This is a genomic window from Scopulibacillus darangshiensis, assembly GCF_004341035.1.
Lineage (GTDB): Bacteria > Bacillota > Bacilli > Bacillales > Sporolactobacillaceae > Scopulibacillus > Scopulibacillus darangshiensis.
Genome location: NZ_SLXK01000059.1, coordinates 1 through 19,303, shown reverse-complemented (window position 1 = coordinate 19,303; position 19,303 = coordinate 1). Strand labels below are relative to the sequence as shown.

The window sequence follows — 19,303 nt, the reverse complement described above, 5'->3', positions numbered from 1 at the left end:
CATGCATTATCAAGAAATAACTAAATAAATCAGGCTGGCAAGCTTATGTATTTTTTCATTGCAATCTTGTGTACTTTTACCTTGCAAAACACAGCGATTTCCTTCTAATTCAATTATGGCTGTTTTTCGGACGGTTCGATCTTCTTCCCAAAGAAAAATGTCTTTTAATATTTCTGCAGGAAGGTGACGTGTATGATCCACCTTTGCTTCATATCGCTTTTTAGGTGTTTGTTTTGTACTTCGATGAACTCGGTTATCATATGCTTCTAACCAAGATCGGAAGTAGTCATTTAATTGTTTTAAAGTTGTGAGTTTTCCTTGATTAATTAATAAATTTGCTTCCCCTGTAAAACTGCTATCAATAAATTGGAAAAACTTTTCAATTTTTCCTTTTGACTCTGGCGAATATGGCTTAGCGTGGATAAGTTTAGTCCCCATTCTCGCACACATAATTTGAAACTGCTTAGCACTATAAACGGAGCCATTATCGCAGAAAAACAGATTAGGTACTCCGTACCTCAAAACGGCTTTTTGGACACAACGTTCAAGACGGGGATATCTTTCTTCCATAAAAAACTCTGCATGCATGATTCGGCGACTATGATCATCGATTATAGCGATAAGATAAGCCTTTTTACGTTTATCAGGATTTTTCGGATCGGGTAAGTAGAGGGTGTGCTGCGTATCCGCCTGCCAACAATCATTCGGTGTATCATGTTCAAAATGGCGAAACTCCTTCTTTACCGCACGGTAAAGGTCCTTTTTACTCCAGCCCATTTCTTGAAAATAACGAGATAAGGTCCGCGGTTTAAGGACACCTACTGGAACCTTTTCCTCCAACTCTAGTATTCTGATAACTTGTTCAACACTTCGGCTGGGTAATTCCTTTCGTAATTCGATTGCCCGTTTCAGTATTTCTGGATCCTGATTTTGTAAGCTTCCTTTCTTTTCTCTTACTTGGGGTTTTAGACCTTCAAACCCTTTCTCTTCATACGCCTGAAGGTACCTTTCTAATGATCGAACACTTACTGTACTTCGTTCACTGCCTGGGATGGTGTACCTTTGCTTCGCAATTTCCCTCAAAAGGGCGTACCTCTCCCCAGGTTGCAGCTGTCTTTGAACAACTGAAGCAATTAACCCAAATCGAAAGGCAGCTAATTCGTTACGTATCGTTTCATTCATCTTGTTTTCTCCTCTCACACAATAAAATAGGAAACTATCCCCATTTTCTCTGAATTACCGCTTGTAGAGTAGGGACATATTTTGTGGAGCGGGAAAAAGGAAATGATGTTAATATTATGTAATTGATACGACACATTCTCTGACATTACCAATCAAAAAAAGGTTGGCGGAGATTAATTATGGAAAAAAGTCTTCCTCTACTAGGAACTGACTCTTTTTCACCAAAATAGAAAGAGAGGAGAAATTGAATCTCTTGATTAGAGCTCATTCCTTGTCGATAAAGGGACAGTAGCCCATTCCCTTCTTGAAACGCCACAGTCCATTCTTTTCGTTGGCTAATCACCCATTTCTCTAAAAGATCAAAAAAGCGTTTCTTCCATCTATAAAGAGTTTTAAGAGAGACTACTGAAACAGAAGAGGTGGTTAACCATTCAGCCAATTGACTAATGGGAACCCCCGCTAGCAACCATCTTACAAAGAATTCATAAATATGATTCGCAAACCTTGCCCACGAGAAGGAAAAGCAAGGCATTAATGAAAAAGTTATATTACAATCGGGACACTTTCTCCGCATTATTGGAATCCGAAAGGATTGATGTTTAAAATGAACTGTTTTTTCATATTTCCCATGTTTTCTGGTTATCCTCCCGCAACAAGGGCAAAAGGTATCATCATCGTAGGTTTCAACGAATCTTATATACTTCTTGATTGAAAGAGGACATTCTAGTAAAATAGGCATTGTAAGTGGGAGGTTATTTGTTCTCTGGCCGGCAAGCACAAGAGGAGCAAATAACCTTTTCCTTTTCTAAAGTTTAAAAGCCGTCAGCTTTATTGACTATTATACTATAGTCAATAAAGCTGACGGCTTTTTCTTGCGTATCCTCCGACAAAAATAAAGGCCAGTCAACTCTGAATAGCGACATTGTGGCAGGCTGCGAACACTATTCGTATGGATGGAAAGTTAGGATCACTAAGGAATAGCTTTTCTACTGTGGGCCATGATAACGAGAGCATTTTACACAATTGCTTTGCATCCATAAGCATTGATTGAAGTTCAATTTTGTCTAATCGCTTTTGTACTTCGGCCAAATAAAGGGCTTTTAACTCCTCATCATCCAGTTTTATTTCAAGCATGTTCCCACCTCACTTATTTAATCTCTTTGATTGCCTTTATTGCTTCCAAAACCATTTCTCTTTGTTTTTGGCTCATGGAACTTTTCATCCAGTTCCGGATAGTGTTAACGTGTACGCCTAACCTTGAAGCAATTTCCCAATATGGAATTTCACCTTTTTCCTCAAGTATTGGTACATTTTCAGGGAGAACTTTAGGATCCATTTTTAATTTCACCCTTTCTATAACAATGTTGTTGTCTATTGTTGTTTATTGGTATATACTGAATTTACCAAAGTTTGTTACTCAATTCAAACCAGATGTTATATTATTACGTAACAACGCGTAACAACTTCACTTTAACATAAGGAGGAAGATAAAATGGGTCAGTTTTATTATTGGCTTGATAATCCGGAAGAATCCTTTTTCCCTACCGCTTCTATTATAGAAATCAACGAAAATAATCTTGATGAATTAAATATTGAGGGTGCTAAGGTTTGGTTAGATTGTTTAGGTAAAAATACAGGGAAGTTTGTTTCTGTAGCTCCCCGGAGAAAAATGGAGGAAACGTTTAATCCTGAAGGGTTAGCTTGGGATTTTTCAAAATTAAGAAATGAAAGGGAGATAAATGAGTTTGCTAATAGATACGGCCTGCTTGGAATAAGGACACCGGGTCAGGCAGAAATAAATAAGATTAAACTTCAAAGGAACCTTTATACAGACTCTTCTTATTTTATTGATTTACCCATTGGCCAATCAATTTGCGAACCTATAGAGTTATGGTTCTTTCATATTAAGCAAATGCAAAGACTACTAAAGCTATATAAAGCATTAATCAGCATTCATAAGGGAGAAATGGATGAGAGTGAACTTGAAGATAAATTATTAACTGTAAATATGCCTGTAGGCGGAAGTTGTCAAATTTTGTGGTGGGATGGAACATGGACTGGGTTCACAGCCCCGGAGGAGGAGATGGAAAAGGAAGAAAGTTTTTTAGAAATTGCCCAAGGCTTATTAGCACTTAAAGTTAATTCAATTGGTAATCAAGATATTAAAATGACTCCTGAAACAATCATAACGGGTAAACCTCCTTTAGGTTTTACCATTAAGGAATGGAGATATACCCCACATCTAATACAGGCAGTTTATTTTGACCTTTGGCAACTAATATCAAAAAATGAACCTGTTCATATTTGTGAAAATCCCAATTGTAAATTGCCTTTTAAAAAGGTAAAGCGGCAAAAATACTGTTCAAATGCTTGTAAACAGGAGGCTTTTAGGATCAGAAAAGATCCCGAAAAGTATGGATTTACTAAAGAACAGGTGCAATAACAAAAGCAATATTATGTATTCAATGAAGGAGATATCTTAACATGGCTAAATTCAAACAAAGAGGAAAGACATGGAGCTATCACATTTATTTAGGGATAGATCCACTTACCAAGAAGCGGAAGGAAATTTCAAAAGGTGGATTTAAAACAAAAAAGGAGGCACAAGCAGCAGCTCGCCTCGTGGAACTTGCAAAAGATAATGGGACCTTAATCAAAGAATCTGATATGCCGTTTGAACAATTCGCCCAGGATTGGTTAAAAACATATGGCCGCAGCGGTGTAAAGATAAGCAGTGTAAGAGCACGAGAAAAGGAAATGAAACATTTCATCTCTGTTTGGGGACCTTATCCAATCAGCCGCATTACTAAGAAAATGTATGAAGAAAGGATTCTGGAACTTAACGAGAAATACAGCCATAACTATATGGATGGTATTCATGCTTGTGGAAGAATGATTTTTCGAAAGGCATTTGATCAAGGGCTGATAAAAATTAATCCAACAGCGGATTTCAGAATGCCCAAAAAGCAGCAAAGTGTGGAAGAGCTGGAGAATGAGGAAGATAATATCGTCTTTTTAGAAAAAGGGGAGCTTGCACATTTTCTTAATTTATCCTATAAGGATGGGCTTGAAATGGATCACCTTGTCTTCATGGTACTGTCTTATACTGGATTACGAATAGGTGAACTATTGGCCTTAAAATGGGTGGATTTTAACGAAAGGCAGGGTACAATACGAGTTACTAAAACTCTTTATAACCCTAACAATCATTTTGAAAAATATCAGCTTTTAACACCAAAGACAAAAGGCTCCGTCCGTGCAATCAAGATTGATGAAATGCTGATCAATCTGTTAAAAAAGCATCGGCTTAAACAAAATGAGATAAAAATTAAAAACAGGCTCGTTTATCAAGATAATGGATTTATTTTCGCTCGTAGGGACGGACATCCACAACTAAGAAAAGTTGTTGAGACCCGGCTAAAAAGACTCCTGAAAAAGGCGGAAATAGAAAAGAACATTACTCCACATTCATTTAGACACACACACACTTCATTATTGATTGAAGCTGGAGTTGGCATTAAAGAAATACAACAGCGGCTTGGACATACAGATATTAATACGACAATGAATATCTATGCTCATATGACCGTCAATATGGAAGAAAAGGCCTCCCAGCAGTTTAGCAAACTGATGAAAGACCTTCTCCTATAGTTAGCTTTTTAGTCATAGGTTGACCTGTTTTTTATAAAGCGAGGACAAACCCGAGGACAAGAAAAGCATATTATCATTTTAGACGTTGATATAACAAGGTTTTAAAACCCCTATTACATCATACCGCCCATGCCGCCCATACCGCCCATGCCGGACATGTCTGGAGCGCCGCCGCCTGCATTTTCTTCAGGCTGATCAGCGACAACAGCTTCAGTAGTTAGAAGCATTGCTGAAACGGATGCAGCGTTTTGAAGCGCTGAACGAGTAACTTTAGTCGGGTCGACAATACCAGCGTCGATCATGTTCACCCATTCGCCTTTAGCAGCATCATAGCCGATGCCGATTTCTTCATGCTTAAGTTTTTCCACGATGACTGATCCTTCAAGGCCAGCGTTCTTCGTGATTTGACGGATTGGTTCTTCAAGAGCGCGAAGCACGATGCTGACACCTGTTGCTTCGTCGCCTTCAGCACTAACAGCTTGAACTGCGTTAACAACGTTAACAAGTGCAGTACCACCGCCGGATACGATGCCTTCTTCAACCGCAGCGCGAGTTGAGTTAAGGGCATCTTCAATGCGAAGCTTGCGTTCTTTAAGTTCAGTTTCAGTAGCCGCACCGACTTTAATGACAGCTACACCGCCGCCAAGTTTAGCCAAGCGCTCTTGTAATTTTTCTTTATCGAACTCAGAAGTTGTTTCTTCGAGTTGTGCTTTAATTTGGTTGACGCGGGCAGCGATTTTGTCGCTTTCGCCAGCGCCATCAACAACAGTTGTGTTTTCTTTCGTAACAACAACTTTTGAAGCAGTACCAAGTTGAGTGATGTCAGCTGATTTAAGATCAAGACCGAGGTCTTCAGTGATCACTTCAGCGCCAGTCAACGTTGCGATATCTTCAAGCATTGCTTTACGACGGTCGCCAAAGCCTGGAGCCTTAACAGCAACAGCATTGAAAGTTCCGCGAAGCTTGTTCACTACGAGTGTTGCAAGAGCTTCCCCTTCAACATCTTCAGCGATGATAAGGATTGGCTTGCCTTGTTGTACCACTTGTTCAAGGACAGGAAGCACTTCTTGGATGTTAGTGATCTTCTTGTCAGTGATCAGGATATATGGATTGTCAAGGACGGCTTCCATTTTATCGGAATCAGTCACCATGTAAGGTGATGCATAACCGCGGTCAAACTGCATACCTTCAACAACTTCAAGTTCAGTAGCAAAGCCTTTGGATTCTTCAACAGTGATAACACCGTCGTTGCCAACGCGGTCCATTGCTTCAGCAATCAGTTGACCGACTTCTTCGTCAGCAGCAGAGATTGCAGCAACTTGTGCAATGGATTCTTTGCTTTCAATTGGCTTAGAAATATTTTTAAGCTCTTCAACAGCAGCTTTTGTTGCTTTTTCGATACCGCGGCGGATAACCATTGGGTTAGCGCCTGAAGTCACGTTCTTAAGACCTTCAGTAATCATTGCTTGAGCAAGAACAGTTGCAGTTGTTGTACCGTCACCAGCAACATCGTTTGTTTTGCTGGCAACTTCAGATACAAGCTGAGCTCCCATATTTTCAAATTTATCTTCAAGCTCGATTTCTTTAGCGATTGTCACACCGTCATTTGTGATAAGCGGAGATCCGAACTTTTTCTCCAAAACGACATTGCGGCCCTTTGGTCCAAGCGTTACTTTGACAGCATCTGCTAAAGCATCGACACCGCGCAGCATTGCGCGACGAGCGTCTTCACTGAATTTAATTTCCTTTGCCATGAATCTATGCCCTCCTCAAATTATGTAATCCGTTTTTTATAAAGAAAACTTGCCGATTTGCAAGCCTTGAATAGGCGTAGCCAGAGGCTTAGTTGCACTTATGTGCGTCGGAAAGTTTATACTTTCCGATTAACTAAAATTAACCGATGATGGCTAGAACGTCATCCTGACGAAGAATGAGATATTCTTTGCCTTCATATTTTACTTCAGTACCTGCGTATTTTGAAAAGATCACGTGATCGCCTTCGGAAACATCAAGTGCAATGCGCTCGCCACCGTCAGTTACACGTCCTGTACCCACCGCTACAATACGACCTTCTTGCGGTTTTTCTTTTGCAGAATCTGGAAGAACGATACCGCTGGCAGTCTTTTCTTCCTTTTCAACTGTTTCGATAATAATACGGTCATCTAAAGGCTTTAACAATGGAAATACCCTCCTTAGTAGACATGATCTTATTTGTTAGCACTCTCATTCAATGAGTGCTAATCCATTTAATATGATAATCAATCTTGTACCTTTTTGCAAGGCTTTTGCAAAATTTTTTATACAATGGCTGCTGCATTCGGACGCTTTCGTGAAAAGTATGGTAAACCTGTGCTAAAATGAGCATAGGCTTAAGATGAACCAGAAAATCTAGCAAAGGGGCTGTACTCTTGCCAAAACGCTATTGGTGGATACTAATCACTTATGTACTATGCCAACTCTCGGGGATTATCCCAGCGCTTATTCCTATCTTGGACTCGGTACCGCGCAACCAAAGAATGGGCGTATGGATCATCTCTTCATTCGCCGTGACACTGATCATTGTTTTATTGTTATTAAAGCCCGAATGGAAAATGCAAACCAGGGGGAAAACAACGATCCCCGCATCAGTATTGTGGGCCTTTCTTGGCATTATCATGTTGTTTGTTGTTCAGAGCATCGCCGGGGCGATTGAACAAGGCCTATTTGGCGAACCGACCAAGTCTGAGAACACGACACAGATTATGAATTTAACCAAGGTGTCACCCTACATTATTTTGGTTGTCGGTATTATTGGACCAATTTTGGAGGAAGTCGTCTTTAGAAAAGTTATTTTTGGATCTCTGTACAGGAAGCTGAACTTTTTCATTGCTGGATTGATCAGTTCACTGCTTTTCGCGGCAGCACATATGGATAAGCATATATTAATCTATACATTCGTCGGGTTTACACTGGCTTATTTATATAAGCATACCGGGCGGATTATTGTTCCCATAGCGGCTCACGCATCTATGAACACAATCGTTGTGCTGTTGACTTTATCCCCCGCCATACAAAAAATTATCGAGGAACAGCAAACAGCGCAATTCATTGGAGGGCTTTTTTCATAATGAACCGACAACGTAAAATCATCTGGGGTTTTATATATCTAATGATCGGATCTCTGTTCATTTTTGCCGCAGCATATGAAGCACAGGATACCGTGTGGAACGCTGCAACAATCTTCTTTGCAGCGTTTGCTGCCTTTGATGTACGGATGGGGTTTCATCACTTAATTAAAGGCGCAATGCAGAAGTAAAGCATCCTCTGCTTGGAAGAGGATGCTTTACTTTCTCCTAACTTTTTCTTAATCAAACGTTTAATTAACCTTATTTTAAAGGCTCAGTATCCAATGTAGTTAGGATCATAGGGCCCTCTTTGGTGATCGCAATCGTATGTTCATATTGGGCTGACAAAGAACCATCCACTGTCCTGGCCGTCCAGCCATTGTCATCCAATTTTGATTGCCATGCACCCGTATTAATCATGGGTTCGATCGTAATGACCATACCCTCCTTCAGGCGCAAGCCTTTGCCTTTGGTACCGTAATGCGGGACCTGAGGATCTTCATGAATCGTCGGCCCAATGCCATGTCCGACAAAGTCCCTGACAACACTGTACCCTTTGCCTTCCGCATAAGATTGAATCGCATGGCCAATATCGCCAAGCCGGTTGCCAATAACCGCCTGTTTGATGCCTTCGTAGAGGGAGGCTTCGGTAACCTCAAGTAAATCAGCATTCTTTTGGGACAATTGACCAACACCGTACGTCCAGGCTGAGTCGGCAAGCCAGCCATTTAAATTGACGACCATATCTATTGTGACAATATCTCCATTATTTAATGGTGTTTGGCGTGGAAATCCATGGCAGATCTCATCATTAACTGATGCACAAGTGGCATACTCGTACCCGTTATACCCTTTTTGTTCAGCCGTTGCGCCGTTTTTCGCTAAGAAGCCTTCCACAAATTCTTCAATTTCCTGGGTTGTTACACCAGGCTTGATCCGCTTCCTAATTTCTTGGTGACATTGCGCCAGCAATTCACCCGCTTCTTTCATCTTTTTAATTTCATTCATTGACTTCCGTTGTAGCATATTATTCCACCCTCTTATTATTTCCACTTCAATGTATGCATGAAAGCATGATGTGCTACTATATTCTTTTACGTATCATGCCCCTTGACCTTTTGCTTCATTACGCTCTGCAATTTTCCGTCCTATTAATATAACATGATCGTATATTAATGTCCGATGATAAGCTTCTTTTTAATAAAGAAAACTTGCCGATTGGCGAGCCTTTGGCGAAGACAGAGGCGTAGTTGCGACGCACAGGACGTGCTAGTACTGGCGTTGTAACAGGATGTTACGTCTTTAGCCAGTGCACTTATGTGCGTCAGAAAGTTATACTTTCTGATTAACTGGAAAAAACCACGATTAATCCTCGTGGCTTCTTTGTTTCATAGCTCTTCTGTATGCAAAGCGAGATATCACAATACTCATTTCATATAAAATAATGAGCGGAACAGTCACCATTAATTGTGATAATAATTCCGGTGGTGTAATGATCCCAGCAATAACAAGCAATATAAAATAAGCGTACTTACGAATTTTTGTTAAGAAAAATGGTGTGATGATTCCGAGCCGTGTCAAAAACATGACAAGAATAGGCATTTGAAATAAAATACCAAAAGGCAAGGTCATCTGCAGTAAAAAGGAGAAATACTCGTTGATGCCGATTGTATTCTCGATATGCAACATTTCCCCGAGGTTGCCCATAAATCCGACAATGTTTGGGAAAACAATATAATAGGAAAAAGCGACGCCGCCCAGAAAAAGAATTAGTGTCAATGGGATATAAGCTAACGTCACTTTTTGTTCGTTCTCATATAAACCGGGTCTGACGAACGCCCATAGCTGATACATAATTAACGGTGAAATCAGCACAATACCAATAATAAAGGCAAATTTCATGTACACATCCAAAGGATCCGTTAACCGAAAAGCATTCATGTTAATGTCTTTGGCTTGATCCGCATGCTGTAAGAAAACGATGACAGGCTTTGCGAGAAAAAAGCCGATAATAAAGGTAACAATGAACCCAATCAGGACAGTTACTATACGGCGTCTAAGCTCATTTAAATGGTCAACGACACTCATACGTTTATCTGACATTATTTATCATCCTGTTTTTTACTCTTCTCATCATCATCAGCCAAGCCATTTGTCGCATTCTTGAATTCTTTTAGCGTTTGGCCTGCTGCTTTTCCTAGTTCGGGGAGCTTCTTTGGACCAAAGACAACAAGAGCAACAATAGCAATTAAGATGATACTTCCTGGACCTAGACCCATTACCTGTCACCTCCCTCGTTAGGCTCTAAAGGATAATTTTTCAAAAAGTAAATTAATGCCTGCAATTCTACGGCAAGATCAATGTGATGGACTCGTATATGTTCCGGTACAGATAATCTTACCGGTGTAAAGTTGAGTATACCACTAATACCCGTTAATACAAGCTTATCAGCTATGGATTGCGCAGCGCCAGCCGGGACAGTCAAGATCGCCGCCGGGACATCACTGTTATCATCTGTCAGCATGTCATCCAAGTGGTGGATCGCTGTGCCGGCAATTTCCCGGCCAACCTTCGACCGGTCATTATCATATGCCCTAACAATTTGTGTATTATTATTTTTAAAAAAATTATACTTAAGCAACGCTGTACCCAAATTGCCGACCCCAATCAGCATCACTTTCGTCAATTCGTCCTGATCAAGCGTCTCTCTTAAAAAGCTTAACAAACGATCAACATCATAACCATAGCCCTTTCTGCCTAGGGCCCCTAAATAAGAAAAGTCTTTCCTAATGGTTGCTGAGTCGATTTGAACAACTTTACTAAGCTCAGAGGATGAAATCCGCTTTTTTCCCGATGATGACAGATGCTGCAATATACGGTAATACAAAGGCAGACGTTTGGCAGTTGCTTGAGGGATTCTATCTATCATTTTCTAAAATAACCTCCACACGGGAACCTTTCATTCCCGATAAAAGTCGCCGCTCTTGCCGCCGGTTTTGCTATTAAGAAAGGTGGGGCCAATTACCATTCCCTTATCTAAGGCTTTGCACATATCATAGACAGTCAAAGCCACAGCCGTTGCTGCCGTTAATGCTTCCATCTCTACCCCTGTTTGCCCCTTCGTTTTAACTTCAGCGGTTATAAGCAAGCGATAAGGTGACGTTTCCCATTTATAATGGATATCGACACCAGTTAATTGCAAGGGATGGCACATCGGAATCCATTGCGATGTATTTTTTGCGGCCATTACACCTGCCACCTGAGCAACCGCTAAGACATCACCTTTTTTTATCTTATTTTGAACAATCGACTCATAGATCGATTCATTCACTTGAATGCTTGATGAAGCTACAGCCGTTCTAACTGTTTGCTCCTTATTGGAGATATCGACCATTTTCGCTCTCCCCTGATCATTCATATGTGTTAATCGGTCCATTTTTTTCCCCTCCTTTGACTATACAATAGATCTACTAGCTTGTCCGCTATTTTAAGAACCTCTTTAACGAAATGACCCGACAACTAGGCAGTTGCTTATCCCTTCTAGTATAGGATAAACTTGTAATGGGATAAGAGGTGAAAAAACATGATTCTATTACAAACCAATAAGATTAGAAAAGCATTTGCCGCTGATCTTATTTTATCGAATATTAGTATAGAAGTACAAGCCCAAGAGCGTGTCGCACTCGTTGGCAGAAACGGTGCCGGGAAATCCACATTGCTCAAAATCATCGCAGGTGAAATAACAGCTGATTCCGGCGACATCATTAAGCCAAAAGAAACGACGGTCGGTTATTTGGCTCAAAACACCAGCCTGGTTACGGACCGGTCAATTTATGCTGAAATGCTTTCTGTCTTCCAACCGCTTATTAATATGGAAAAGAACTTGCGCAAAATGGAAGAAAAGATGGCTGCCCCTGAAGCGTTTCCTGATAAAGAAAGCTATCAAAGGCTTTTAAAAGATTATGACGGGCTGCAAATAGCCTATAAAGAAAGCGGAGGATACACCTATCAGGCCGAGATTAGGAGTGTCCTTAACGGGCTGAATTTTGGTAATTACCCTGATGATACGCCGATAACCAATTTATCAGGCGGTCAGAAAACTCGCCTCGCATTAGGCCGGCTTCTATTGACAAAACCCGACCTGTTGATATTAGACGAACCGACTAACCATCTTGATATTGACACACTCACATGGCTGGAAAATTACTTGTTGCATTATCCAGGTGCAATCCTTATTGTCTCTCATGACCGCTATTTCCTTGATAAAGTTGTGACAAAGGTCTATGAAATATCACGGACGACAGCGACAAAATATACCGGGAACTATACACATTTTCTTGAATTAAAAGCAGAAGCCTTTGAGCAGGAATTAAAATCCTATGAAAAGCAGCAAAAGGAAATTGCTAAATTAAATGAATTTATTCAGAAGAACATTGTTCGGGCATCGACAACCAAACGGGCACAAAGCAGAAGAAAACGTTTGGAAAAAATGGATGTTTTGGACAAACCAAGCAGTGATGAGAAATCAGCAAGGTTCTCCTTTGCTATTAATAAGCAAAGTGGTTATGACGTTTTATCAGTAAACCATCTTGCTATTGGATATCAATCACAAGATCCGATCATGCGGGATTTGAATTTTGCTTTGACACGAGGCGAAAGCGTTGCCCTAGTGGGGCCGAATGGTATAGGCAAATCCACCCTACTAAAGGCCATTGCCGGTGCATCAACCAAGCTTGAAGGGTATGCCAGTCTCGGCACTAATGTGACAATTGGCTATTACGACCAGGAACAAGCCCGTTTGACATCAAATAAAACGGTACTCAATGAACTTTGGGATGACTTCCCATTAAAAGATGAAAAAGACATCCGTACCGTACTCGGCAACTTTCTTTTTTCAGGTGACGATGTCTTAAAGATCGTTTCACAGTTGAGCGGCGGTGAGAAAGCCCGTCTTGCACTTGCAAAACTTATGATGCAAAAGGATAATTTCCTTATATTAGATGAACCGACTAACCATTTAGACCTGGACAGTAAAGAAATCTTGGAAAGTGCCCTTATTGATTATCCGGGTACAATTCTATTTGTTTCACACGACCGTTATTTTATTAACAATATTGCTGCAAGAGTGATCGAGTTATCCACAGAGGGGTTAACGAATTATCTTGGGGACTATGATTACTATCTTGAAAAGAAAGAAGAACAAGCTGCTATTGATGCCTTGGAAAATAAAAAGCAGGAAGAAAGTGCACCGTCTAAGCCAAGCGGGGGTAAAGAACAGTTTGAAAAAGAAAAGGAACGCAAAAAACGCGAACGGCATATGGCACGCACTATACAAAAGCTTGAAGAAGATATTGCTGAATTGGAAGAGGCGATTGATAGAGACCAAGCGGCACTTGTAGATCCGCAAGTTTACCATGATTCGAAAAAAATGAATGAGATTCATCAGCGGATGACAGCAAATAAAGAAAAATTGGATCAATTTGTTGATAAGTGGGAAAAGAATCAGCTTGAATACGACCACATTGCAATGAACGACTAAATAGAGAATGTTATCAACACATTGTCCACAAAATCCACAAGGTTATTAACATTAAATATAAGTTATACACTAATTATCAACAATTCTATCCACAAAATCCCCATTCTACTTTGTCGGTTTTTAATGTTATTAACAGGATATCAACAATGGCGTAAATAACTTGTTGATATTTAATCTAAAAAGAGGCTGGGACAAAACTAAAAGAGTTCATTCATATGCCGAACAATAAAGTTTGAAAAGTATCATTGCAAATGCGAAGCGTAGTCAAAATACGAAAGACTCCTACGGGAACAGCACGTGTCCGAAGACCCCGTAAAGTAAACTCGCCGATTCGCGAGCCTTTGGTGAAGACAGAGGCGTAGTTGCGACGCACAGGACGTGCTAGTACTGGCGTTGTAACAGGATGTTACGTCTTTAGCCAGTGCCCTTATGTGCGTCAGAAAGTTATACTTTCTGATTAACTAAATAAAAATCCGAACTTATTCAGATAGGATATCTGAATAAGTTCGGATTTTTCTATTAGTAAAAAACTTCTGTCCCAGCCTCTTTTTTTTGCTTGTTATTAACATGTGAATAATTTTTTAAAATTCTTCGATATTTAGCCCTGGCTTTCCATTGAGCGCCATATCAGCCGAAGTTCCTTTTAGGAAGCCTATCGTTCCCGCTGCTGCGATCATTGCAGCATTGTCTGTACAAAGAGAGAACGGCGGAATGGATAACGGCATGTCCGCTTCTTCACAAGCTTTAGCCATACTGCTCCTAAGGCCTTGGTTAGCGGCGACGCCGCCTGCAACCAATACCTGCCTTACATGATAAGCCTTTGCTGCATTCATCGTTTTTGTGACAAGCACATCCACAACACTTTCTTGAAAACTTGCGGCAAGATCAGCCTTATCCACAGTTTTTCCACGTTGCTTGGCATTATGGACCGTGTTAATCACAGCTGATTTCAGCCCGCTAAAACTGAAATCATAGGAATCAGGTTCTAGCCACGCCCTTGGTAACTTTATATTTGGCTCACCCGCTTTAGCCAGCCTGTCAATTTCCGGACCGCCCGGATAAGGCAAATCCAGTGTCCGTGCGACCTTATCGAATGCTTCACCCGCTGCATCATCACGCGTGGCGCCAATAATTTCATATGAACCATGTTCTTTCATATAAATTAATTCAGTGTGCCCGCCGGAAACGATTAATGCAATAAGGGGGAACTGCATGTTGCCGGCAAGACGATTCGCATAGATATGCCCTGTGATATGGTGCACCGGAACAAGCGGCAATCCATGGGCGAGCGATAGTGCTTTTGCTCCGTTAACCCCAATTAATAATGCGCCGACAAGACCGGGACCTTGTGTGACCGCGATAGCATCGAGGTCAGACCAAGTGGCCTTTGCATCCTCCAAAGCCTTTTCACATACAAGGGTAAATTGTTCAACATGGTGCCTTGAGGCAACCTCGGGCACAACACCGCCAAAACGTTTGTGGCTTTGTATTTGCGAGGCGACAACGTTTGATCTAATCTTTGTTCCATTCTCTACTACTGCTGCCGCCGTTTCATCACAGCTTGTCTCAATACCTAAAATCATTGTCTTTTTGTCAAATTTGCTCATAATGTCACCCACATAACGATGGCATCCTCGTGATTATCTGTATAATACCTTTTACGAATACCACCTTCTCGAAACCCTAATTTACGATAAAGGTTTTGAGCAATATGATTCGAAACACGGACCTCTAAGCTTATGGACTTGGCTCGTTTCATCGCGGCAAAAAGCTTAGCCTTTTTTAACAGCTTTTCACCAATCTTATTGCCACGGTAGTCTGGCAAAATAGCAATATTGGTAATATGCGCTTCATCTATAATAACCCACACGCCGCAATATCCGATGATCTTATCGCCCTCTTCGGCGATAAGATATGTCGCAAAACGATTGTTTTTCACTTCATTTTCGAATGCTTCACGCGTCCATGGATTCTCAAAAGATGATAACTCGACATGCATCACCTGATCGATATCCTCGAAGGTCATCGGTCTGATGGAAATCGATTTTGTTATTGTCATTATGACCTCTCCCGGTTTGCCAGCCATTTGGCCTCAGCCTCTGCAAGCTGTAGATATTGTGGGGTAAACAGATGAATGTCTTGAACGGGCTCTCTTTGCAACCCAAGCCATGCCAATTCAGAAGGTCTTGGATTATGCCCGGTAAGTTCTGCAAGGCATGCTAATGCACCACAGTACTTATCAATCATTTCACTATGCTTGTCAAGATCATTGCTTAAAAATAACAAAGGTTCCCCTAGTTTTGCCAACTGCGTAAGCCACATGTCAAGCATTGTAAGCTTATCGGGTTCGACAGCCTTTACAATTCCGTTTGCACTTTTATATAAACCGGTATAGACTTGACCTCTTCGCGCATCAAAAAATGGAACAACATACCCGTTAAAGCTGCGGCCGTTTTGGGCCAGAACCTCTAGGCTTGAAACTCCTACAAGCTCTTTGTTTAACGTCCAAGCAAGTGTCTTAGCTATAGTAACCCCAATTCTTACCCCTGTGTAAGACCCAGGCCCGTGCGCCACTGCAATACGGTCCAAACCATTGGGAGTCATGTCGACATCCCTTAATATTTGCTCAATAGCGGGCATAAGCCGCACTGAATGGTTTTTTTTGACGTTCGTAATCAGTTCCCCTAATACTTTTTGGTTATTCACAACGGCGACTCCCATGACCAAATTAGAAGAATCAATGGCTAGAACATTCATAGTCGATTAGCTCCTTGCATAATTGTTCAAATCGCATGCCATGGGGGGTTAAAGTCAAGCGCCGTGTGACTGAATCAACATGATGGAGGGCGATTTCCAGGTAGTCTTCAGGGAGCAGATCATCTATGTTTGTTGCCCATTCGACAACTGTTATGCCTTCTCCTTCTAAGTACTCATCAAAACCCAGGTCCTCTTCACCGCTTATCCGATAGACATCCATATGATAAAGCGGTAAATTCCCCTCATATTCCTTAATTATTGTAAATGTCGGGCTGCTCACGACTTCCTTAATCCCGAGCCCATTTGCAATCCCCTTTGTAAATGTCGTTTTGCCTGCACCAAGGTCACCTTCTAGTGTTAGGACGTCGCCCGCCCTTAATAGGCTCGAGAGTGTCTCTGCAAACGCGATGGTTTCGTCAGGGCTCGCACATGTCCATTGATACATCCCTTATCCCTCATCCGCTCTAAAATGATTATATCCTGCCTTTTCCAGCCGTTCTTCTCCACCGTTGACTTCAAGAGTCACACCGGGTTCACCTTCAGTTACCTCCCCAATCTTTGTTAATAAAAGATCGTGACCTTTAAAGTGTTCAATCAATTGCTCAACTTTATGGCGGGGTGCTGTGATCAGTAATTGAAAGTCTTCGCCCCCGTTTAGCATAAAGTACATTTGACGGGTTGAATCAAAGTGACGCAAGGCCTGACTTCTAGGCAGGTTCTCATAATTTATTTTAATGGCCACTTGGCTCGCTTCTGCTATTTCATTCGCCTCACTGGCAATACCATCACTAATATCATTAACTGCAAACCGTTCATTCATTTCCGCTAGAATTTCCGCAGCTGTTACTTGGGGCAAAGGTAACTGGTGCTTGTTAATCAAATATTGGCTATCATTGTGATCATCAATTGCCATGTCTTTTGTCAACAATGCCAAACCCGCAGCGCTGTCCCCAAGTGTTCCCGTTACCAGGACCGCATCCCCAGGACGAGCTTGATTTCTTAGCGAAGCCCTGCTGGCAACAACATGACCGATCACCGTGACCGAAAGGACCAGCTCGTGTTTGGAGGAAACCGTATCACCGCCAATCAAATCCATACCGAATTGGGCCGCTAATGCTTCCATCCCTTTATATATACCCTTTGCCTGATGAAGCCAATCTTTTGTCATTGCAATGGAAACCAAATAGTAATCCGGCTTCCCGCCCATTGCCGCCACATCACTTATATTTGCCGCCAAAACCTTCCAGCCGAGCTGAAAAGGTGTCATTGTCTCCTTTGTGAAATGGATGCCCTCAACCATGGTATCTGCACAAACGATCTGTTCCGCACCCTTTTTGCAGTTATACACCGCAGCATCATCACCAATGCCCATAACCAAGTCTTTATGGTGTGTCTTATTCGGCCGAACCGATTTAATAAAATCAAATTCATCTATCATCATTATAACACCTTTATTTACATTTTAGCTCTGTTTAAAGCTTGCTCAAACGCCCCGATAATATCCTCTATTTCCTCTATACCAACGGAAATTCGAATAACGCTGTCGTTAATGCCCAGCTTGTCACACAAATCCTTTGGCAATGCACGGTGAGAGGTTGTCGCCGGATGGCTGACCGATGTCTCGACGCCTGCCAGCGTCGCAACGATTTTAATCCAAGACAATGATTTAAAAAATGTGCTAAGCTCAACTCTATTCTGGTTAAGTTCGACCGTTACAATTGCACCGTTGCCTTTTTCTGAAAGGTTTTCAGGATAGTATACTGCATTAATGTCAGACCTCTCTTTGAAAAAGTCAGCAAGCCGTTTGGCATTTTCGGCATGCCTTTGCATTCTAATGCTTAATGTTTTCAGACCTCTGCATGCCAGCCAACCGTCAAATGGCCCAAGATTCGCACCCATGTTAACGGCTCTGTCCCTCGCTCTTCCAACTAAGTCGCTGTCACCCGCCACAATTCCAGCAGTTACATCGCTATGTCCGCCGATATATTTCGTAGCACTATGGACTACAAGATTAACGCCAACCGAATAAGGCTGGATTAGATATGGCGTCGCAAATGTATTATCCATTATTGTCAATAGTCCATGCCGCCGCGCGATCTCAACAATACCCTCGATATCTTCAACCCTAAGCAATGGGTTCGAGAGTGTCTCCGTAAAAATAACCTTCGTATTTTCCGTGATGGCATTCTCCACAGCCGTTTGATCCGCAAATGGTACCATTGTCGCCTCAATACCGCAATTCTCTAATTCCTCAAACAATAACTGATACGTTCCGCCATACAAATCGTCGCAAGCTATCACATGGTCACCGGATTTCAATACCACCAAAAGGGCGACCAAAATGGCCGACATTCCCGATGATGTCGCTATACCTGCAGGGGCTCCTTCAAGGGAAGCAACAGCCATGCCAAGTTCCTGCGTGTTCGGATTACCAACCCTTGTGTATAAAAAAGACTTTTCACCGGAATAAAAGGACTCTAAATCCTCGAGGCTTTTAAATGAAAAAGCCGATGTCTGATAAATCGGCTTCGTTTTTGCTATCTTATCGCTGCCATCTTTTTGTGCAAAGTGAACTGTTCTCGTATTAAAATGCATCCCCACATCACCTTTCCGTTCATATCCCTTTTTATCTTATTATAATCGATTTTGTCTAAAATTGAAAAATTGAGCATTTGGTGAGATCGATAATCCTGACGGCATCCGCTGCTCACCCTAAATTTAAAGGTATAAAAAGAGATTGTGCGGGCGGTATTTTACAGAAGTATTCGATTTTGCCCGGGGAAAACCATTTTTATGTTTTACCATATTATTACTTATGAAGACGTTTTCCCTTACTTATTTCTCGATTTTGGTTCTTCATCATCCTTATGAAGGCCCTCTCTCTCGCTTATTTATTGATCTTGGGTCTTCATCAAAGCGACATTCTATAGTTTACTAGACAACGATGAAAAAGACAGGCTAATAAGCCTGTCTTCATGTTTGCCTGGCGACGTCCTACTCTCACAGGGGGAAGCCCCCAATTACCATCGGCGCTGAAGAGCTTAACGACCGTGTTCGGGATGGGAACGGG

21 protein-coding genes, 1 rRNA gene and 1 pseudogene are annotated in these 19,303 nt (G+C 41.6%); 5 read left to right on the top strand and 18 right to left on the bottom strand.

Annotated features, from left to right (window positions below; genetic code table 11):
* Positions 1-66: 66 nt before the first annotated feature.
* The 4 genes and pseudogenes from EV207_RS21390 to EV207_RS21375 all read right to left on the bottom strand — a co-directional run.
* Positions 67-1,182, bottom strand: a pseudogene (locus EV207_RS21390) (DDE-type integrase/transposase/recombinase); the annotation flags it as partial.
* Between the two features lie 145 nt (positions 1,183-1,327).
* Positions 1,328-1,621 carry a hypothetical protein gene (locus tag EV207_RS21385; RefSeq protein ID WP_243647199.1) on the bottom strand — a complete coding sequence of 98 codons (294 nt, stop codon included), beginning with the start codon at positions 1,619-1,621 and terminating at the stop codon, positions 1,328-1,330.
* A gap of 464 nt (positions 1,622-2,085) precedes the next feature.
* Positions 2,086-2,316, bottom strand: a complete 231-nt coding sequence (locus EV207_RS21380; RefSeq protein WP_132748285.1) for a hypothetical protein — start codon at positions 2,314-2,316, stop codon at positions 2,086-2,088.
* A 13-nt stretch (positions 2,317-2,329) separates the two neighbouring features.
* Positions 2,330-2,518: a hypothetical protein gene (locus EV207_RS21375; RefSeq protein WP_132748284.1), complete on the bottom strand. Its 189-nt coding sequence runs from the start codon at positions 2,516-2,518 to the stop codon at positions 2,330-2,332.
* Between the two features lie 156 nt (positions 2,519-2,674).
* Between EV207_RS21375 and EV207_RS21370 the strand changes: the two genes are divergently transcribed.
* Positions 2,675-3,625, top strand: coding sequence for a hypothetical protein (locus tag EV207_RS21370; protein WP_132748282.1), 951 nt, complete (start codon positions 2,675-2,677; stop codon positions 3,623-3,625).
* A 41-nt stretch (positions 3,626-3,666) separates the two neighbouring features.
* A complete protein-coding gene (locus EV207_RS21365; protein ID WP_132748280.1) occupies positions 3,667-4,833 on the top strand; it encodes a site-specific integrase in 1,167 nt (388 codons plus the stop codon).
* Between the two features lie 113 nt (positions 4,834-4,946).
* On the opposite strand, the gene groL is transcribed toward EV207_RS21365, so the two are convergent.
* Positions 4,947-6,587 (bottom strand): chaperonin GroEL, encoded by a 1,641-nt coding sequence (gene groL, locus EV207_RS21360; RefSeq protein WP_132748278.1) that lies wholly within the window; start codon positions 6,585-6,587, stop codon positions 4,947-4,949.
* A 139-nt stretch (positions 6,588-6,726) separates the two neighbouring features.
* Positions 6,727-7,011, bottom strand: a complete 285-nt coding sequence (gene groES / locus EV207_RS21355; RefSeq protein WP_132748276.1) for a co-chaperone GroES — start codon at positions 7,009-7,011, stop codon at positions 6,727-6,729.
* A gap of 230 nt (positions 7,012-7,241) precedes the next feature.
* Between groES and EV207_RS21350 the strand changes: the two genes are divergently transcribed.
* A complete protein-coding gene (locus EV207_RS21350) occupies positions 7,242-7,940 on the top strand; it encodes a CPBP family intramembrane glutamic endopeptidase (RefSeq protein ID WP_132748274.1) in 699 nt (232 codons plus the stop codon).
* The gene (locus EV207_RS21345; RefSeq protein WP_132748272.1) at positions 7,940-8,128 is read left to right on the top strand and encodes a DUF4305 domain-containing protein; all 189 of its coding nucleotides are present in this window, start codon (positions 7,940-7,942) and stop codon (positions 8,126-8,128) included. Before EV207_RS21350 ends, EV207_RS21345 begins: the two co-directional genes overlap by 1 nt.
* Before the next feature lie 70 nt (positions 8,129-8,198).
* Here the strand turns inward: EV207_RS21345 and map are convergent, their stop codons facing one another.
* The 5 genes from map to moaC all read right to left on the bottom strand — a co-directional run bounded on the left by map (position 8,199) and on the right by moaC (position 11,373).
* Positions 8,199-8,963 (bottom strand): type I methionyl aminopeptidase, encoded by a 765-nt coding sequence (gene map, locus EV207_RS21340; RefSeq protein WP_132748270.1) that lies wholly within the window; start codon positions 8,961-8,963, stop codon positions 8,199-8,201.
* A 339-nt stretch (positions 8,964-9,302) separates the two neighbouring features.
* Entirely contained in the window at positions 9,303-10,040 is a 738-nt protein-coding gene (tatC, locus tag EV207_RS21335) for a twin-arginine translocase subunit TatC (RefSeq protein ID WP_132748269.1), read from the bottom strand.
* Positions 10,040-10,216, bottom strand: coding sequence for a twin-arginine translocase TatA/TatE family subunit (locus EV207_RS21330; protein ID WP_132748267.1), 177 nt, complete (start codon positions 10,214-10,216; stop codon positions 10,040-10,042). The genes tatC and EV207_RS21330 overlap by 1 nt, the downstream gene beginning before the upstream one ends.
* Positions 10,216-10,866 carry a redox-sensing transcriptional repressor Rex gene (locus EV207_RS21325; RefSeq protein WP_132748265.1) on the bottom strand — a complete coding sequence of 217 codons (651 nt, stop codon included), beginning with the start codon at positions 10,864-10,866 and terminating at the stop codon, positions 10,216-10,218. The genes EV207_RS21330 and EV207_RS21325 overlap by 1 nt, the downstream gene beginning before the upstream one ends.
* A gap of 30 nt (positions 10,867-10,896) precedes the next feature.
* Positions 10,897-11,373: a cyclic pyranopterin monophosphate synthase MoaC gene (gene moaC / locus EV207_RS21320; protein WP_132748263.1), complete on the bottom strand. Its 477-nt coding sequence runs from the start codon at positions 11,371-11,373 to the stop codon at positions 10,897-10,899.
* 147 nt (positions 11,374-11,520) lie between these two features.
* On the opposite strand from moaC, the gene EV207_RS21315 reads away from it, so the two are divergent.
* Positions 11,521-13,476 (top strand): ABC-F family ATP-binding cassette domain-containing protein, encoded by a 1,956-nt coding sequence (locus tag EV207_RS21315; protein WP_132748261.1) that lies wholly within the window; start codon positions 11,521-11,523, stop codon positions 13,474-13,476.
* 581 nt (positions 13,477-14,057) lie between these two features.
* Here the strand turns inward: EV207_RS21315 and tsaD are convergent.
* The 7 genes from tsaD to rrf all read right to left on the bottom strand — a co-directional run.
* The gene (gene tsaD / locus EV207_RS21310; RefSeq protein WP_132748260.1) at positions 14,058-15,083 is read right to left on the bottom strand and encodes a tRNA (adenosine(37)-N6)-threonylcarbamoyltransferase complex transferase subunit TsaD; all 1,026 of its coding nucleotides are present in this window, start codon (positions 15,081-15,083) and stop codon (positions 14,058-14,060) included.
* On the bottom strand, positions 15,080-15,535 hold the full coding sequence (rimI, locus tag EV207_RS21305; RefSeq protein WP_132748258.1) for a ribosomal protein S18-alanine N-acetyltransferase: 456 nt from the start codon (positions 15,533-15,535) through the stop codon (positions 15,080-15,082). The genes tsaD and rimI overlap by 4 nt, the downstream gene beginning before the upstream one ends.
* Positions 15,535-16,233, bottom strand: coding sequence for a tRNA (adenosine(37)-N6)-threonylcarbamoyltransferase complex dimerization subunit type 1 TsaB (gene tsaB / locus EV207_RS21300; RefSeq protein WP_132748256.1), 699 nt, complete (start codon positions 16,231-16,233; stop codon positions 15,535-15,537). Before tsaB ends, rimI begins: the two co-directional genes overlap by 1 nt.
* On the bottom strand, positions 16,214-16,678 hold the full coding sequence (gene tsaE / locus EV207_RS21295) for a tRNA (adenosine(37)-N6)-threonylcarbamoyltransferase complex ATPase subunit type 1 TsaE (protein ID WP_132748254.1): 465 nt from the start codon (positions 16,676-16,678) through the stop codon (positions 16,214-16,216). Before tsaE ends, tsaB begins: the two co-directional genes overlap by 20 nt.
* A 3-nt stretch (positions 16,679-16,681) precedes the next feature.
* A complete protein-coding gene (gene thiL / locus EV207_RS21290; RefSeq protein WP_243647198.1) occupies positions 16,682-17,674 on the bottom strand; it encodes a thiamine-phosphate kinase in 993 nt (330 codons plus the stop codon).
* Positions 17,675-17,688: 14 nt separating this feature from the next.
* Positions 17,689-18,828, bottom strand: a complete 1,140-nt coding sequence (locus EV207_RS21285) for a trans-sulfuration enzyme family protein (RefSeq protein WP_132748252.1) — start codon at positions 18,826-18,828, stop codon at positions 17,689-17,691.
* 386 nt (positions 18,829-19,214) lie between these two features.
* Positions 19,215-19,303, bottom strand: a 5S ribosomal RNA gene (gene rrf / locus EV207_RS21280); the annotation flags it as partial.